17 protein-coding genes and 1 pseudogene are annotated in these 15,521 nt (G+C 60.3%); 4 read left to right on the top strand and 14 right to left on the bottom strand.

The window, feature by feature from the left end; translation table 11 throughout:
* Positions 1-34 precede the first annotated feature (34 nt).
* Positions 35-232, bottom strand: a complete 198-nt coding sequence (locus RMR04_RS00990; RefSeq protein ID WP_311909356.1) for a hypothetical protein — start codon at positions 230-232, stop codon at positions 35-37.
* Between the two features lie 292 nt (positions 233-524).
* Here RMR04_RS00990 and RMR04_RS00985 point away from each other — a divergent pair, with 292 nt between their 5' ends.
* Positions 525-827, top strand: a complete 303-nt coding sequence (locus RMR04_RS00985) for a hypothetical protein (protein WP_311909355.1) — start codon at positions 525-527, stop codon at positions 825-827.
* A gap of 614 nt (positions 828-1,441) precedes the next feature.
* Here the strand turns inward: RMR04_RS00985 and RMR04_RS00980 are convergent.
* The 8 genes from RMR04_RS00980 to RMR04_RS00945 all read right to left on the bottom strand — a co-directional run bounded on the left by RMR04_RS00980 (position 1,442) and on the right by RMR04_RS00945 (position 7,781).
* Positions 1,442-1,696: a YbhB/YbcL family Raf kinase inhibitor-like protein gene (locus RMR04_RS00980; protein WP_311909469.1), complete on the bottom strand. Its 255-nt coding sequence runs from the start codon at positions 1,694-1,696 to the stop codon at positions 1,442-1,444.
* Between the two features lie 101 nt (positions 1,697-1,797).
* Positions 1,798-2,259 carry a Ros/MucR family transcriptional regulator gene (locus RMR04_RS00975; protein ID WP_311909354.1) on the bottom strand — a complete coding sequence of 154 codons (462 nt, stop codon included), beginning with the start codon at positions 2,257-2,259 and terminating at the stop codon, positions 1,798-1,800.
* A 161-nt stretch (positions 2,260-2,420) separates the two neighbouring features.
* A complete protein-coding gene (locus RMR04_RS00970) occupies positions 2,421-2,693 on the bottom strand; it encodes an HU family DNA-binding protein (RefSeq protein WP_311909353.1) in 273 nt (90 codons plus the stop codon).
* A gap of 114 nt (positions 2,694-2,807) precedes the next feature.
* Positions 2,808-3,077 (bottom strand): WGR domain-containing protein, encoded by a 270-nt coding sequence (locus tag RMR04_RS00965; RefSeq protein WP_311909352.1) that lies wholly within the window; start codon positions 3,075-3,077, stop codon positions 2,808-2,810.
* Between the two features lie 186 nt (positions 3,078-3,263).
* Positions 3,264-4,493, bottom strand: coding sequence for a plasmid replication protein RepC (repC, locus tag RMR04_RS00960; protein WP_311909351.1), 1,230 nt, complete (start codon positions 4,491-4,493; stop codon positions 3,264-3,266).
* A gap of 268 nt (positions 4,494-4,761) precedes the next feature.
* On the bottom strand, positions 4,762-5,802 hold the full coding sequence (gene repB / locus RMR04_RS00955) for a plasmid partitioning protein RepB (RefSeq protein ID WP_311909350.1): 1,041 nt from the start codon (positions 5,800-5,802) through the stop codon (positions 4,762-4,764).
* A complete protein-coding gene (repA, locus tag RMR04_RS00950; RefSeq protein WP_311909349.1) occupies positions 5,799-7,013 on the bottom strand; it encodes a plasmid partitioning protein RepA in 1,215 nt (404 codons plus the stop codon). The genes repB and repA overlap by 4 nt, the downstream gene beginning before the upstream one ends.
* A gap of 504 nt (positions 7,014-7,517) precedes the next feature.
* On the bottom strand, positions 7,518-7,781 hold the full coding sequence (locus tag RMR04_RS00945) for a helix-turn-helix domain-containing protein (protein ID WP_311909348.1): 264 nt from the start codon (positions 7,779-7,781) through the stop codon (positions 7,518-7,520).
* A 585-nt stretch (positions 7,782-8,366) separates the two neighbouring features.
* On the opposite strand from RMR04_RS00945, the gene RMR04_RS00940 reads away from it, so the two are divergent.
* Both RMR04_RS00940 and RMR04_RS00935 read left to right on the top strand, forming a co-directional pair.
* Positions 8,367-9,014 carry an HAD family hydrolase gene (locus tag RMR04_RS00940; protein ID WP_311909347.1) on the top strand — a complete coding sequence of 216 codons (648 nt, stop codon included), beginning with the start codon at positions 8,367-8,369 and terminating at the stop codon, positions 9,012-9,014.
* A complete protein-coding gene (locus RMR04_RS00935) occupies positions 8,999-9,820 on the top strand; it encodes a metallophosphoesterase (protein ID WP_311909346.1) in 822 nt (273 codons plus the stop codon). The genes RMR04_RS00940 and RMR04_RS00935 overlap by 16 nt, the downstream gene beginning before the upstream one ends.
* A 1,194-nt stretch (positions 9,821-11,014) precedes the next feature.
* Here the strand turns inward: RMR04_RS00935 and RMR04_RS00930 are convergent.
* Positions 11,015-11,380 (bottom strand): hypothetical protein, encoded by a 366-nt coding sequence (locus tag RMR04_RS00930; RefSeq protein WP_311909345.1) that lies wholly within the window; start codon positions 11,378-11,380, stop codon positions 11,015-11,017.
* An 837-nt stretch (positions 11,381-12,217) separates the two neighbouring features.
* On the opposite strand from RMR04_RS00930, the gene RMR04_RS00925 reads away from it, so the two are divergent.
* Positions 12,218-13,816 carry a hypothetical protein gene (locus tag RMR04_RS00925; RefSeq protein ID WP_311909344.1) on the top strand — a complete coding sequence of 533 codons (1,599 nt, stop codon included), beginning with the start codon at positions 12,218-12,220 and terminating at the stop codon, positions 13,814-13,816.
* A 61-nt stretch (positions 13,817-13,877) separates the two neighbouring features.
* On the opposite strand, the gene RMR04_RS00920 is transcribed toward RMR04_RS00925, so the two are convergent.
* The 4 genes and pseudogenes from RMR04_RS00920 to RMR04_RS00905 form a co-directional block, all read right to left on the bottom strand.
* Positions 13,878-14,237 (bottom strand): hypothetical protein, encoded by a 360-nt coding sequence (locus tag RMR04_RS00920; RefSeq protein WP_311909343.1) that lies wholly within the window; start codon positions 14,235-14,237, stop codon positions 13,878-13,880.
* 99 nt (positions 14,238-14,336) lie between these two features.
* The gene (locus tag RMR04_RS00915; protein WP_311909342.1) at positions 14,337-14,573 is read right to left on the bottom strand and encodes a hypothetical protein; all 237 of its coding nucleotides are present in this window, start codon (positions 14,571-14,573) and stop codon (positions 14,337-14,339) included.
* Between the two features lie 245 nt (positions 14,574-14,818).
* Complete coding sequence (locus RMR04_RS00910; protein WP_311909341.1) at positions 14,819-15,235, bottom strand: type II toxin-antitoxin system VapC family toxin; 417 nt, start codon at positions 15,233-15,235, stop codon at positions 14,819-14,821.
* 25 nt (positions 15,236-15,260) lie between these two features.
* A pseudogene (locus RMR04_RS00905) lies at positions 15,261-15,491 on the bottom strand (type II toxin-antitoxin system Phd/YefM family antitoxin); the annotation flags it as partial.
* Between the last annotated feature and the right edge of the window lie 30 nt (positions 15,492-15,521).

The raw sequence follows: 15,521 nt of genomic DNA, 5'->3' as shown, positions 1-15,521 counted from the left end.
TTAGACGACTGCGGGGAGCGAGATCCGGTCTCGGCTATTCGCTTGCGGTCTCATCTTGCCCCGTTCGCACGTCGGCGGCATGCGACGTGGACGAGCGAAACGTCCAGCCCTGCTGTTTCAGCCACGTCGCGATCTCGAGCGCGCGCGTCGGACCGATCCCTGGCTCAGCCAGGAGTTCGGCCGCGGAATAAGCTGCCGCGATCAGGCTGAGTTTTGCGGCGCGCTGGCTCAAGCTCCGGCCGCCCTTATGGGCGTAGCGACCGTGGAGCAGGACATTTCGGGCAGTGCGCGACAAGCGATGAGGCATGGTCTCCCCGTTAGCGCCGCTTCCGGCTCCTATCAACAATTCCACTGTCCCACCCGGCGGCAAGTGAACTCACTAGGCCATTCACGGCGCGCTGGGCACACCTCATGGGTCGAACTCGGCTTCGACTATGACCCCGAAGCAACTTGGCCATACTCGTGCAAGACGCACGCGTAATCCACCGCCGCATCACTCTAACCAAGCAACGGGACGTGGGGTGATGAAACAGTCTATCCTCGTCGAGCTGGCGACTCGCTCGCCAACGCCATCGCTGCAATGCCTGAAAGGGTCCCGTATGAATGAAAAGTCGAAGCAGCGGATCGATGCCGACAACGCGTTTCTGAGGACGCAGACGCAATCGATGGTGCGCGAGCGCATCCTGTCCGAAAGCGACACGAGCGCCCAGGCACGAGATACCAACACGGCCCGCCTGAGAGAACTGCGCCTGCAAAAAGAGACGCAAGAGCGCGAGGCAGCAGCAGCAATCCTGCCAAAGGCACGCAAAGACCGGAAACCTGATTGAGGCGGTCACCGGACCCGCCCGGCAAGCGCCAAATCTTCCGGACCGAGCCTTCAGCGCGAAACCATCTCCAGACGCGGCCGCGTCCCAAGCACACGCCGATTGGTGGGGCGCGCAGCGAATTCATCTGACGCCCTCAGCGCAGCCAGGACGCAGGGACGAACATAGGCGCGCATCTCGATCCGCCACTGTTCGGTCATTGTCTCCCACCGGAACTGATGAGGATCACGAACAGACTCGTGCAGAGCCTTTGCGGCTGCCTCGACAGCCTCTGACACGCGAAGCTGATTCATAACGGCCCCCCAATCAACCCCATCGACGGACTATGGCGCGCGCTTTTTGCAAAGAAAAGCGAGAGATGCTGATCACTGTTGATGATAGCGCAAGTCGAGCTTGGGCCGTTATCCATCCGCGAGCGGATGCGAGAACGCACACCTCGCGGCGGACGACAGTGGGCCGCCTCTTCGGTGAAATCTCTGCTGGATCAGGCACGCCGCTTGGGCTTGGTGGCGCCTCAGCCCCCGGAGACCTGAGTCCAAGACGACATCCGCGAATAGCGCGGCATCGACGAGCGGCTCGGCAGCCCCCTGACAGGGCTGTCGAGCCAATGCGTGCCTCTATTCAGGGAACTTCCGCATTGCCTTGCCGACGGCGAGCGTGGCCCCGCTGGAGTCGAGCGCGGTCACGGTCCACTCGTACTCGCGAACCTGGGGCGGCGGCGGGCTCGGCCCGTTGTAGCCTCCGGCCAGCGCGCCGCATGGGATCGAGGCGCTGCCCTTCCCGATGTAGGGCACGGTGCCGCCGCCGTGTTGATAGGACGGCGCCATGCCAGCGCCGAAATGACCCGGCGCGACCAACGCCGCCGCGAGCATTTCCGGGGCAATCGGACGAGGGCCGCCGGGCTCGAACCGCCGACCAAAGCGCTCGCAGAACGCCCCTCTCCCGCCGCTCTCTCATGCCTGCAGGCTGACGCCTAGCTTTTGACGCGGACCGCTTTCGCGCGCGCTGCAGGTTTCTTTTTAGTGCCCAGCGCAGCCTTGCGTCCAAGGCCCATCGACTTGGCGAGAGCGGAACGCGCTTCGGCATAGGCGGGAGCCACCATCGGGTAGTCGACAGGCAAGCCCCACTTCACGCGATACTGCTCGGGCGTCATGCCAAAGGATGTGCTCAGGTGACGCTTCAGGGATTTGAACTTCTTGCCGTCTTCAAGGCAGATGATCGCATCAGGCGTGACCGATTTTCGGATCGGGACAGCTGGAACCAGCGGAACGGCGACCGCAGGAGCAGGCTCCGACTCGGTGCCAAGCTTTGCCAGTGCGGAATGAGTGCTCGCGATCAGGCCAACGAGGTCTGATGGTTGAACGTCGTTTTTTGAGACATAGGCTGCAACGACCGATGCCGTCAGTTCGAGAAGCTCGGCGTTGTTGCCAGACATTCTACTCTCCAGGTGGAAAGAGTGAGACCATTGATCACTTGCAGAATTATCGCCGGCAGTCCGCAAATTCTATTTGATTTTGTGTCGCGATGAGAACCGAAGAGGTGCAGTTCGGGCGATAAGATCATCAGGAACCGCACCTCACCTCAACCGAATTCAGATCAAGCAACAGTCTCGGCGAGATCCTTGGCGACCTTGAACTTGACGACGGTTTTGGCCGGAACGTCGATCATTGCGCCAGTCGAGGGGTTGCGAGCCTGGCGTGCATCACGCTTGGCAGCGACGAGCTTGCCAATACCGCCAAGGGTGACGTCGCCGCCTTCCTTCAAGGTTTTCGCCGTGACCTCTGCGAGGGACGCCAGGATAGCGCCGACATCGGCCTTGGTTTTGCCGGTGCCTTCGGCGACAGCCGCAATGAGTTCGTTCTTGGTCATCGAAAACCTCGTTGATTCAGCGGGGAAAGCGCGCCCCGAATAGCTGAAACTGGCCATAGAGCAAGCATTCCCCGGTCGCCGGGCGAAAACCTATCCCCTCCCCGCCCTCACCAGCTATGGGCAACGGACCCGGTAGCCGCGCGCTGCTTTGCGCATCAGCCAGACGTCCAGTGCTTCAGCCGCCGTTTCATGGTCAACGTGCAGATCGAGGCGGCGCCGGCCCTTGGCGCCAATGCGCCCCCATTCGCGGATCAAAGCCGTGTCGCCAAACAGCGTCGGCTCGATCGCTAGCACGTAGAAACGGGCCAAATTGCAGCTCTCATCCCGGCGCTCCAGCACCAGCATTTGCAGCTTTCCGGGCCCGGTCTCGCGCGCGCTGTTCATGCATAGCATCTGGCGCACCGCGACAAGATCGGTCCAACGCAAAGCTTGAATCAATGAGCCCGTGTCGATTCACATCGCTGATGTATCCCGGAACGCAGCCCCCACGACAGAACGACCGCCTCAGCTGCCATGCTGTTGACGGGCCAGCAAATCTTCGCCCCATGGATCGTGTCACCTTCACTTGGTTCAGGCCCGCTGTTTCTCGCGCTTGCGGCTACCGATCAGCGCCATCAGCATCGGCCCGAGCGAAAACTCGCCCGCTTCAGCGCGCCGCGTCAGACTGCGCAAATAGCCGCCGGCGCTGCTGATCGCCTCCCCGCGCTGCAGGATGGCCGCCACCACGATTGAGGCCTCGATTTCACCCAGCGCTCCCAGTGCTTCGGCCCAGGCGCTCGGGCTTATTCCCAACATCGGCCGAACCACAGCAACCGTCGCGGCCAAGTCACGCCAGTTCAGGATCCCCCCGCGGCTGTAGTCGATAATATCGGGACAGGCGTCGAGCACCATCCCCAACGGGTAGGTCCGTTCAGGCATCCTCGCGAGCTCAGGTTCGATCTCGACGATCACCCCCCTGCTTTCTGGAAAGCGAGGTTCAAGATCAGTAAGGGAGTCTGGATTTGAATTCTGTATGTGACGCTCAGAATGAGACTCACTGCCGCTCATATTTTGAGTTTTAATGTGATCTTCCAACAGGATGAGCACTTCGTCGGCCAGCAGTGCCAGCTCCTCGGCAATCGGCTCCAGGACCTGGCGCGTTGCGGAGCGTGGAATCCGGCCGACAATGCCGCGATAGAGCGCGTGGATCTCCATCCAGTCGGCCGGGCCCTGCCCTCCGCGGTGGGTCGAGACGCCCTCTTCCAGGCCGGTCGCAATCATCTTGGCGATGTCACGCCGGCAGATGGTGACCTTCTCGCGCACCAGCTTCAGCGCTCGCTCCTCGAGGTGGACCGCCTCAGCCCAACCTTCGAATTCATCGGCGCGAACGACAAGCGGCGATAGATCGAAGCCAAACGCGACCTCGATCTCCCCTGCCCTGTCCTTGCGCGCATAACGCTTGCCGTTGGGGCTATCGCGACGGATGACCAACCCACAATCGACCAGGACTGCGAGATGGCGCCGAAGCGTCGCCGGCGGCATGCCGTGCGCCCTCAGGCAGAGCTGCTGGTTTGACGGGAAGACGATCAACCCCTCGCCCGTCAGCACGGTTTCCGGATGAAACGTCAGGAGAGCATCCAGAACAGCCAGCGCGCGCTCGGTTACACCGATACGAGCCTTTGCCGTGCAGATCGCCCGGAAGATGTTCCATTTATGAACCGCCTTCTCAGGCGGACGTTCTTTCGCGTTCGCCTGGCTTGCGACATGGGCAAGCGTCAGCGATCGCCGCCCAAAGGGCGTCGTCGAGATGTGGATAACCACGTTTCTTCACCTGTGATTAGGCAAAAGAAATCCGCTCGCCAGGACGGCGTCAAATCTCATCGAGACTCTTGACGGCGATTCGTGGAAGTGCGATTCTCAAGCTACCACACGAGAGAAGGGCTTCCGGGGCGCCGCCTTGGGGGCCTTTTTCTTTTGCGAGTTAGGGTCGCTCACCAGCCTCTTCTGAGCATCAGCTCAGTAAACGTGGTGAATTCGGGTCAGTTTCGTTCCTCCTTGGTTATACCTTGTCAGCTGACAAGGTTCTCGCTTAGCGCTCGACGCGAGACGCCTCGAAACGCTCTATCAATGCCGGCAATTCTTGCTTGAAGAACGCCTTGAACTCGATGGCTGCCTTCGCGTCGACTTTGAGCCGTATCTCGCGCTCGCCAAACACAGCTTTCCCGACGCTGCGGCCACCTCCGGCAGCCATTTCAAGATTGAACGCCTCGGTCGACTTGTTCGCGTCAGCCAAAGAACCCAGAACGATCTGGAAACGCACATCCGAAAGCTCCGCGCGAACCTTGTCAGCTGACAAGATTTTCCAAGCCGTCGTGATTTTCACCGGATCGGCGGCCAACAATGCCGCGAGCTCCACCCAGCGCGGGCGTCCAACTTTAGGCGCTCGCCCGATAGCGATAATCATATCGCTTGGAACCGCCCTCCAAACAGAACGCATCCGCGCCAGTTCAGGATCGTCGATCGAGAGGGCGCCACGAATGTCACGTGCACGAACGCCCGCGCCTTCCATTTGGCGAGCAAAGACCGCTTTCTCAATCCAACTCAAATCCTGCCGGCTCGCGTTCTCCAGCCCCTGCGAGACAACGAGATCCGTGTCGGTAAGTTGCCGAACCAGGGCTTTGACAGGAATGCCCAGCTCCCGCGCTGCGCGCACACGCCGATGGCCATAGATGACCTGATAGCGTTCCGGGGCATCTGGATGCGGCCGGACCTGCACTGGAACGCGCTGGCCATCTTCAGCGATAGACCTCTTGAAGTCATCGAAAGCAGCTGAACCATCGTCAGGCAGTCGATCTGGGAACGGCGAGGGATCGATCAACTCCGCGTTGAGTTCGGCAAGCCCGGCAATGCCGGCATCAACGATCGCCTGCAGGCGATCTCTCTCCTCCCGAATATCAGACAATGTCCGTTGCGCTGCTCCAATGACTCCCGCAGGTACACGTGGGGTTGTCGGAAGGGAGGGTGCCGGAGCTACGTCGAGGGTCTTCTCATCGGCTTGAACTTCTGACGCATTGAGTGACATAGCGCCGAAGCTTGAAACGATGGAGCGGCGGGCAGGCTTCTTCGTCATCGCCGCCCCCAGCTTTCGTTGATGAGAGCAAGGATCCCTTCATTGACCGAATCAAATGACTCTCTTGCGCGCTTGAATGCTTCACGGCCGATCTCGCCGGGCTCCAGCTCGTAGATGCTTCGCTTCGCAAGCCCCGCAGCCTCGACGGCAGTGCTTTCGACGGCAGTCGGCATTAGGACATCATCGGGGAACAGCATGCGTAGCATCGCGACGATTTCGGTCTGCGGCTTATCGTACGGATTATGGCGGGTAACGAGGTACCGGAAAAAATCCTGCCGCATCGAAGCGCGCTCGCGCGAGATCACATCGATCAGGTCACCCATCATAAGGAGGAATTGCCCCATAGAGGCAACATCCAGCATCGCAGGATGAATAGTCACGACCATGCCAGTCGAGGCGTAAATGGCACCCAATGTGAGATAACCCAGCGAGGGCGGTGTATCGAGAATGACTACGTCGTAGTCGTCTTCAACCTCACGAATCGCGAGCCCTAAGCGCTCGAAGAAGAGGGTATCTGCCTTCCTGGCCTGCGCTAGCATGCGAGGCGTCTCGTACTCGAATTCCATCACCTCAAGGTTCCCAGGGATCAGGTCGACCCCCGAAAAGTAGGTTTTCCGGATTACCTCCCGAAGTGGCCGACGCTCTTCATCGTATCGCAACGCTGCCCAGACTGTTTCGTTGGCAGCGACATCCATCTCGGGCTGTGCACCAAACATTGCCGACAGCGAGGCCTGCGGATCCAGGTCGATGGCGAGGACACGATAGCCATGGAGGGCCAGATAGTGAGCAAGATGAACGCTTGTCGTCGTTTTGGCCGAGCCGCCCTTGAAATTTGCGATCGCTAGGATCTGCAGATGCTCGCCAGCCCGTCTATGAGGGAGAAATCGCAGAGCCTCAGAAGGCTTTTGGGCGGCGGCGAGTTGCCGAAGCTCATTGACCTGCGCAAGCGAGTAGGCCCGATGATTGTTCTCCAAGCGCGCGGGGAGGGGACCCTTGCCTTCGTTGGACATCAACTTCAGCGTCGAATCCGGGATCGAGGTGAGCTTGGAAACCTCATTCGTAAGAAAATGACGAAGGCTCTTTTGAGCGTGCGGCGGATACATCCGTTCCCGCAATGCATTTAGCTGCTGAGACAGCACCCGGGCATGCCTCCAGACGCGCTCGGCGGGAGCAAGCGACTGTACGGTTTTCTGTGCCAGGGCGTCCGGCATTGGCGTAGCATTTCCTCATTAGCGGGCAAGGGCCGATTTATCGACCCTGATCCGACAAGCTACGCCATGATTCTGTGCGTTGGTCCAGCGATTTAAGCTTAACGAAATGTTACCGGCCGAGGATTGATCAGAATCGGCCGCAGGTTCAAGCGAACCATAAATCTCGAAGGGCAGGGGAGGGGCCTGCACCAAGAAGCTCCCTTCCTGCGGGGCCTGGCCGTGTCCGAAATCTCTAGGTTCTATCGATTATAGATCTGCGTGAATCGATGGTTGAACCACTTCGGCGATACTAGCGAAGCCGCGTCGGCTTCGGCTCGCTAGGGCTCCCGAGAGATTTTCGGGGGAGCCCGCCGATCAGGAAGACGGCTTAGAAGTGCCGTAACGGCGACCAGCAGCGTTAGCTCGAACAAGGGCCTGGGTCGACTGCAGCGCTCTCTCGCCGAACTTACTGAGCGGACCCAGTGCGTGCGAAGCGCTGAGGAATTCCGATTGAAAAGTGCGACGTCACTTCTCGGAATCCGAGCTGGGCACCGTCGTGCGTGTCGCGATGGTGTGTTCAGATTGCTCATCGACCAAGTCGCTCACGGTGGCTTCCAAGGCCGCAGCTATTTGCGCCAAGCTTATTGCGGTAGGATTCCGCTGACCTTGTTCTAGCGCGCTGACATGAGCGCGATCTACGCCCAGCCTCGTTGCGACCTGAGCTTGAGTGAGGCCTCGTGCGAGGCGAAGCGCTCTCGCATTCGCGCCGATGACCTGCCGAATGTCCATGTCGGCATGTAGGGACAATGAGCATTTTAGCGCGACGCGCTATAGCGCGTTGCGTTATACCGCACATTAGGTCAGAAGATGTGCCGGCACGGTAGGTGTCAGTTGCCAAGTCGTGCGGCCAGACCTCCTCGACTCGACGGCATTGCTCGGGAAGTGAAAAGTGAAATGCTTCGTTCGTAAGGCACCGAGATTCCCTGATCTCGGGCTCGATGTCTCAATCGAGCGGGTCAGCCCGTCGCGCTCCCGCTTCCAAATCGCAATAGGCGCCACAGGCGAGATCGGAAGTCGCGATGCCTGGCAGGCCGATTTCGACAGCTGGTGCAGCGCGCAGGGGCAGTATCCACGGTTCACAAGAGGAAACGTTCGAACGAATCGCACCAGCGCTCGCGTGACGCTGGCTGGCTCACTCACCTTGCTACATTTCGTGGATCATTGGGTCGGCCTTGATTTTTTGGGTTCGGATGCGGGCGCCTCACATATCCGACATCTCGAATTTGTCATTGCATCCCTTCGGAGGGAGAATGCAGAGCTATCTCGGCTTCTTGGGCGCAGTCGGACGCTCCACAGGGGCGAACAGCCGGTAGCATGAGTACGATAGAGGCCATCTGCTTCGACGCGTTCGGAACGCTCGTCGAGATCACCGACACGCGTCGGCCGTTTCGGGCGATGTTGAGCGAAGGTCCAAAGGGCCGGCTCGCCACGGATGCCCTGCTATCTCCTCTCGGCCTGCGCGACATCGCAACGAAGCTCGCCATCAAAATTGGTGAAGCGCGCCTTCTGGAACTCGAGTGCGATCTCGCCGCGGAATGCCGGTCGATCCAACTCCGCCCTGGCATCGAGAAGATCTGGGCGTCGCTCCGGCGTGCAGACTTGCGGATCGGAATTTGTTCGAACCTCGCCCTCCCATATGCCAAGCCGCTCCTGGCCGTCGTTCCAGGCATTCCAGATGCTCTCGTGCTCTCCTTCGAGGTCGGGCTAGTGAAACCGCAGCCTGAAATTTTCCATCTGGTCTGCGAACAGCTGGGCCTCTCGGCCGCGCAGATTCTGTTCGTTGGCGATACCCCAGAGGCTGACGTTCTGGGACCGCAAGCGGTGGGTATGCGCGCCATGACCATTCGCAACTTCCAGGCCGCGCTGGAACACGGGGCAGGTCATCTTCCTCGAACGGGCGAGCAGGTCTCGCTGCCGGTTCGCCAATTGCTTGATCGGTTGATCGAATGCGCCTGCTCGTAATCTCGGACCTCCATCTCGAATTCGGCATTTTTGAGTTTCCTGCCCCTATGCCGGAATTCGATGTGGCGGTCTTCGCAGGTGACATCCATCAGCCCGTCACCGCCGCGGTCGAATGGCTCGCCCATGAACGCGCCGCCAACGCTCTGCGCGGCAAGCCGATTGTCTACGTCCCCGGCAACCACGAATTCTACAAGCACGAAATGAAGTCCGAGCTTGCCAAGGGGCAGGCCGCCGCTGACGACGCTGGGATCCACATGCTGAACCGGCGCGCAGTTGTCATCGAAGGGGTCCGCTTTATCGGTGCGATCCTCTGGACCGACTATCGGCTGCTGGGCACCCCGAAGCCATCGATGATCACTGCCGGGGACGAGATGAACGACCACCGACTGATCCGATATCATGAGGACAGTGGCCACTACGCCCGGTTCATGCCGTGGCACGCGGCCGCCGAACATCGAAAAGACCGCGACTATCTGCGGGAGCAACTCGAGCAACATCATAGCGGACCCACGGTGGTCGTAACGCATCATGCGCCGCATCCAGGCTCGGTGCAGCCACGGCACCAGGGTAGTTCGCTGTCGCCGGCGTTCGTGTCGGATCTCGGTTGGTTGATCGAAGCCGCCGAGCCCGAGCTGTGGATCCATGGGCATGATCATGGTTCGCATGACTACTTGGTTGGCCGAACTCGAGTGTTCGCGAACCAAGCGGGCTATCCTCGCAACGATGTTCGAGAGAACCAGGGTTTTCGGCCCGACCGCGTGATCGAAGTGGGCGCGGCCGACGACACCTCAGTGCGCTTGGACTGACGGCGCCGGGCTTTCCCGACCTGCCATAGCTAGGCAGCCGGTTCGCCTCTGCGACGTGGTGCCGAAGCGTCGCCGCCCTTACAACAAGGGGTATTCAGCGCAGGCCCACGCCAATCCTTCCGAGGAGGGGTGATAGTGAAACTCCAACAGGCCCCGGCGTTGTCACTCGAGAAGTTGGGATCGCCGCTTGCGCCACGCTCCGGCCGTCTGTGGCTTCACGAAGACCGAGGCGGTGTCTGAGCGGCTGTGTTTGAGCCGCGCCTCTATTCGCTCCACGCAGTCTTCGATATTCGCGGGGCAGCCCTTTGCCGGCTACCTCCATCATCAAAAGCGACAGCTTCTGACGCCGTCTGGCGGCAGCAATATGAGGCGGCGCAGGCCGCCGCACTGGCCGGTTCAGGAGCCCGAAGAGGGCGACTTTTTAAGGCAGGATAATTCGCTGGTGCGTAGGCGCCAGAAGGGTCTCGGGCGGCTCCCGGCGAAGCCAGTGAGTAGCCGATCCCAGAGCCTCGGAAGAGGCGTCAGACCCTCGAATTATGCTGCCTTAAAACCTAGGCCAGAATCGTCTCCAAGCCCCATTAGCGCGAAGGCGCAGGACCACGTTCAAAGGGCGGCCGTAGGGCCGTCCTCCGACATCCGAACCCAAACCGTGACCGGGCGTAGGCCTGGGCTGGAGCGCGAAGGCGCAACATGAGGTTTTGGAAGGGTGGAAGGGGTGGTCCATGGGGCTGTCGGAGACCTCAATCGGCGCGAAGGCGCCTATCAGTTTTTGGGGGTGCGGAGGCACCCACAAAAACTGAGGTATTGAGCCTATTTTTTATTTGGGGAATGAGGCCCGTTTTCGGGCCTGTCATTGGTGGGGCCAGCCACTGAGGGGCTGTGCAGTTGCGGGGGTTTCGGCCGTCCTTGCCGGGGGCTTCTCAGGCGCCCTGGGCGGGGCGCAGCCGGGCGCGCAGGGCAGGGCCTGGTCTTTGAGGGGAGGGAGGCTCCGTGGGGTCTTTAAGCCCTTCCATGGAGCCTCGTCCTTGGCGGGGAACGCCGGCGGCAGCTGCCAGTGCTTCAGCCAGCAGATGCCGCCGGCGGAATCGTCCTCGAGAGCGGCGTGGTCGATAGCGGCCGCGGGGTTTCAGCTATTCCTCAAAAGAAGAGCGTAGGCGACGGTTTCAGCCGCCTACGCTCGATTTCGTTGGGATTCTAGAGCTTTCGAGGATCCATCGGCTTGCTCCAATCCATCTTCTCTCGCATATCCGAAGACCCGTCGAAGGCCCTCTGCTTCGGCGCGCCCGTGAGCGTGAGAAGGTGGCGTCTCGCCTCGAGCATCTTCATGATCATCGCCGTCATGTCGTCGGCGTGCCTGTCCTTATGGAAGCTTTCCCTTGCGTACAACGCAAAGCTCGTGGCGGAATCCTGTAGAGGGTAGACAGGATACCTGAGTTCGACGGCACCCTCGTACTCGACAACATCGACATCGGCCACGATATCCGGCTTCTTGAGCCAAGCATACTTTTCGGCGTAGCTCGGTCCAGGCACCTGGATTGAGGCCTGATGTTTGGCGAGCATGTCAGCGATCGCAGAGTATAAAGACTCCGAATCGACATGAAGAGGCAGAATCTTGTGGTCTGGCACGACCTCTGCTCGAAACATGTCGGCCCCACCCGCCGTTGCAGTGACAACGATGCTGTCTGACAGAAGAATTACCTTCGCTTGCCTCGGGCTGGGCTCATGCAGTCGATCTCGAATATATCGCATTTCTTTACTCCGCTTCTTTGGGGTTTCACGGGACCGTCCCGCGGAGTGGGGGACGCCAGCCTCAATCAACCAATAGCGTATCGGCCAATGCTCAACATACCAGATGCTGTGCTGCAGCCTTGGAGTTCGGCGTTCGCATAAGGTATCTTATGGAACTAAAATTGATCACGGCGGGAATATTGGAGCCTCGTTCGTGCGATTGCTGTCGGCCGACAAGGCCGGCGCCGTGGTAGACGTCGATCGTGAATTTCGCCGCCTCACATTCGCCTAAAGCGCTGATATTGCGTTGTTTCACGATGCAAGAAACAAGGCGGTGAAAATCGCGGTCCATCAAAGGGGATCTGGTGTTCAATCGTCGACGCCGGCGTAAATGCCGTGCAACTTTCGAGGTACATAAATTCACAGGCGTGCGGCCGGTTGAGGCGAATTAAATCCGCAAATAATGGGGCGGTGAAATTCGGGCTCGCATCTCGGCCGCGTGCCAAATCGAGGCGAAGGAATTCGAAAACTCGAGGCATTAAAAATGCGGATAAGCGCTTGACGCCGATGCTAGGCCGGGCGGTCTTAAAATCGAGGCGAATTAAATCGGAATTTCGAGGCGCAAAAAATACGGCTACGCCTTGCGGGCCAGTGGCGGCGTCCGCTAAAATGACGATCGAATTCGGCTACCCGGCTTGGCCCGGGCGAGCTCCAGGATCAGCAATGGCGGTTTATGAGTATTGGTGGGGCACCGAGCGTCCCCAGCTGCAGGAGGCGCGGTACCAGCGCTTGGCCGATGTTTTCGGTCAGGCTGCCCGTGCGCGTCTTCAGGCTGAGTTCGAGGCCAGGATCGCAGAGGTCGACTGCATCACGGCGAGCTCGAACGAGCGTGTTGGGCTGATCAGGATGTCGCTGGTCGGCGGTCGGTATAATCGCGATGTCGCGAATGCCGTCGCGGCGCAGCACGGTCTTCTCGGATCCGCGGGCATCGAGAAGCGCGGTCGTGGGCGGCCTCGCAAATATGGTCCAGGCGACACGCGTCCTGCCCGTCCGTCGCGGGCGAAAACGGACGCGGGTCGACTTCGTGCGATGGGCAAGCAGTTTCCGAAGCGTGGCGTGCGCGAAGGCTCAAAGGTCTCCCCCGTCACTGCCTCCCCTGCCCGTTCGGTCGCGCCGCAGGCTGCGCCGGCGGTGGGGCGGGAGCTGCTGGTCGACACGATTGCGGCGAAGCAGAATGTGGCGGCAGCAGTCGACCTGGTCGTGACCGTCTCCGAAGAGGCGATCGTCGCGTCAGCGCCGGCGGTTGCGGAGGCCCCGTCCTTTGATCCGCGTGCGGCCGCCGAGCGTCTCAACAATTATCGTCTGGCCGCGCTGCGGGAATTCACTGCCGGCGCCGAGATGACGATCGACGGTGAAATCATTATGGCCGCCTATCTGCAGTCGCACCGCAGGGAGCTTCATGAATGCGCGCCTGATTGGGTCCGCGGCCAGGATGGCGCGAAGCGTCACGATTACGATTTCACCGATGCCGCGGATGCGGAGAGGGTGAGGCCGGAGATCCGTGCCCTGTTCAAGGGCTTCGGTCTGTCGCGGCATGAGCCGACGTTCGATCGGAACGATCCGTCGCTCGGGATGTCCGAAGAGGATCTTCAGCTCTGGATGAAGTCCTATTATTTCAACGGTGTCGATTTTCCGGTAGCCGACTACGACGTTTATATCCGGCGCTATGGCTCGGCTCACGGATTTTGCTGGCAGCGCCGCAGCAAGTTCGAGGAGGCAGTTGCAGAGGAGCGCGAGCGGTTCTGGGTGTGGCCGTTCATCGAGCGCCGTTTGGTGTCGGTGGAACGTCGTGCCGATCAGGTCGAGCGTGGGGAGATTGACCTGACCACGGCGAAGGTGCGCGTCATGAATGACGAGGTGCGGTTTATCGGTCGTCTGACTTGGACCGAGCAGGCGATTTATCGCAAGATCGTCGATGCCATGACTTGGTTTGACGGGTTCTCGCGGCTCGACCTTCTGGCCTGGGCGGGCGATGATCCAGCGAAGGACCGCACATGTCGCATTCATCAGCGCTTCCCGGCCTGGGCGTTCCCGAGGGAACTGCACCAGGATGTCCTCGACGGTTGGATTTTTGAGGAGGCAGGTCGTTATGACTATACGCCGCCGACATCGGATGATTTGATTGCCTTTGCCGAGAAGGACGAACAGGGGCGGATCGAAAATCTGCGTAACCTGAGTAAGCTGGATTTCGCGGATATCGAGCTCTAAGGGGTTTGTGCCCTTCGGCACGAAAAAGGGCGGCCACCTTAGGGTTGGCCGCCCTTTCTCGTTAGAGGCTGCTGATGAGCTCGATGAAGATTGTCGGCGGGGAACCCCGGTCGCGGGCGTTCTTCTCGACCGCGCTCTTAGCCTCTTTGAGGGCGAGCAGGACGCTCAACTCGGCGTCGACGCCGTTGGCGATTCCAGCTTTGTCGTTGATTTCGAGTGAGCTCATGGTCTCAAACGGGATCTCGACACCAGGTCCGGTTTCGACGAGGTCGAACAGCTCCGTGTTACCGGCGATCTTGGCGGACAGGGCCTCGCGCACGCTCCGCCGCTGACCAAAGCACTCAGTGGTGAGCAGGATGGTGTCGATGCGGCGGCGTCCGTCGAGCGTCGACATCAGCGAGAGCGCGTGGCTAAAGGCCATCGTGATCGTCCTTCCTTGGGATTTCGCGCCAATCTGGTTTCGTCCAGATTCCATGTTCGATTCTATGGTCGGCGGGCGTTCCCGCGCTGGGAGCTTGTGTCAGGAAGTGTGGTCACTGTGCGATGGAGCAGCGCGTCTTTGCTCGTCGGACAAACCGCGAGACCTGGCTCGACGGCGGCTTGGTATGTCGATGCAGCCGTGGCGCAGCTCGTTGATGATCCGGCCGATCTCGCGTGCCACGCCGAAGTGCAGGTTCATCGCGAGTACGGTCTCGCAGGCGTCGGCACGGTCGAGGGCGATGTTGCGGAGGCTGGTGAGCGCAGCGATCGTGGTCATCGTCTTCGTCCTCCTTGGGATTTCGAACCCGATAGGGTCTCCCAATTTCAGAGGATCGATGGATCGGCTGCGTAGGCAGCCGCGCTTCTTGAAGAGGCGCGGGGCTAGGCGCATATTCCGAAGTGGCTGGCGGGCGCGTCAACGCCCACCGACCGTTTGGCTACGCTATGAAAAGTGAGATCCGGACGGTGGCTTCCCAGCCCGTCCGGGTCTTTTTCACCGTAACCGTGACGCTAAGCTTGCGGTCAGAGCCACGGGTTCAGCAGGCGCACGCCGGTTCTTTCGAAATCGTCCGTGTTACGCGTGACCAATGTCATTCCGAAAACCAGCGCAGTGGCGCCGATGAAGCCGTCCCGGTAAGGTCGAGGGTTGGGGACGTGTAGCGTGGCGCTCTTGCGAGCGACATTGGTGTCGACCGGAAGAATCCGGTCGTGAAACGTGGGCAGGACGTGCTCCTCCAACCAGGTGCGCAGGATGGCACCTTGTGCGGGATCCTTCCGCTCTAACTGCAGCGTTCCGATCTCGAGTTCCTGGACCACGATCGTAGACAGGAAGAGACTGGCTCCCGGCGTTTGACGCGCCCAGTTGCTGACTTTGGGATCAGCCTTTCCGGCCCGCACCTTGCGCAGCTCGGAGATGACGTTCGTATCGAGAATGAACATCAGGAGAGGTCGATCTGGCCAGGCATTTCGCGCGAGCGGGGAATTCGACATCGATGTCTTCGATGCCGGGTGGAAGGCCGAGTTCGTCGACAACGCTCTGCTGTTTTCCGATGATGCGCTGGTACTCGGAGAATGACAGCAAGACATGAGCAGGCTTGCCGTGATCGGTAATGATGACGGGGCCGTCGTTGGCTGCGCGCTTCGCACGCCCGAGATCGGCGTTGAGGTCGCGGCTGGACAAGGTAGTGACCGGCATATGCGTCTCCCGGGTGAGCGTGGCGATATG

This window comes from Bosea sp. 685, assembly GCF_031884435.1.
GTDB lineage: Bacteria > Pseudomonadota > Alphaproteobacteria > Rhizobiales > Beijerinckiaceae > Allobosea.
This window is presented reverse-complemented; position numbering and strand designations above follow the sequence as displayed.

Excerpts from the sequence above, each read along its gene's own strand:
- RMR04_RS00930 (WP_311909345.1), bottom strand. The coding sequence starts at position 11,380 with ATGCTCGCCAAACATCAGGCCTCAATCCAGGTGCCTGGACCGAGCTAC.
- RMR04_RS00985 (WP_311909355.1), top strand. The coding sequence starts at position 525 with ATGAAACAGTCTATCCTCGTCGAGCTGGCGACTCGCTCGCCAACGCCA.
- RMR04_RS00945 (WP_311909348.1), bottom strand. The coding sequence starts at position 7,781 with ATGGACATTCGGCAGGTCATCGGCGCGAATGCGAGAGCGCTTCGCCTC.
- repB (WP_311909350.1), bottom strand. The coding sequence starts at position 5,802 with ATGACGAAGAAGCCTGCCCGCCGCTCCATCGTTTCAAGCTTCGGCGCT.
- RMR04_RS00940 (WP_311909347.1), top strand. The coding sequence starts at position 8,367 with ATGAGTACGATAGAGGCCATCTGCTTCGACGCGTTCGGAACGCTCGTC.
- RMR04_RS00975 (WP_311909354.1), bottom strand. The coding sequence starts at position 2,259 with ATGTCTGGCAACAACGCCGAGCTTCTCGAACTGACGGCATCGGTCGTT.
- RMR04_RS00935 (WP_311909346.1), top strand. The coding sequence starts at position 8,999 with ATGCGCCTGCTCGTAATCTCGGACCTCCATCTCGAATTCGGCATTTTT.
- RMR04_RS00980 (WP_311909469.1), bottom strand. The coding sequence starts at position 1,696 with ATGCTCGCGGCGGCGTTGGTCGCGCCGGGTCATTTCGGCGCTGGCATG.
- RMR04_RS00910 (WP_311909341.1), bottom strand. The coding sequence starts at position 15,235 with ATGTTCATTCTCGATACGAACGTCATCTCCGAGCTGCGCAAGGTGCGG.
- RMR04_RS00920 (WP_311909343.1), bottom strand. The coding sequence starts at position 14,237 with ATGGCCTTTAGCCACGCGCTCTCGCTGATGTCGACGCTCGACGGACGC.
- RMR04_RS00925 (WP_311909344.1), top strand. The coding sequence starts at position 12,218 with ATGACGATCGAATTCGGCTACCCGGCTTGGCCCGGGCGAGCTCCAGGA.
- RMR04_RS00970 (WP_311909353.1), bottom strand. The coding sequence starts at position 2,693 with ATGACCAAGAACGAACTCATTGCGGCTGTCGCCGAAGGCACCGGCAAA.
- repA (WP_311909349.1), bottom strand. The coding sequence starts at position 7,013 with ATGCCGGACGCCCTGGCACAGAAAACCGTACAGTCGCTTGCTCCCGCC.
- RMR04_RS00915 (WP_311909342.1), bottom strand. The coding sequence starts at position 14,573 with ATGACCACGATCGCTGCGCTCACCAGCCTCCGCAACATCGCCCTCGAC.
- RMR04_RS00965 (WP_311909352.1), bottom strand. The coding sequence starts at position 3,077 with ATGAACAGCGCGCGCGAGACCGGGCCCGGAAAGCTGCAAATGCTGGTG.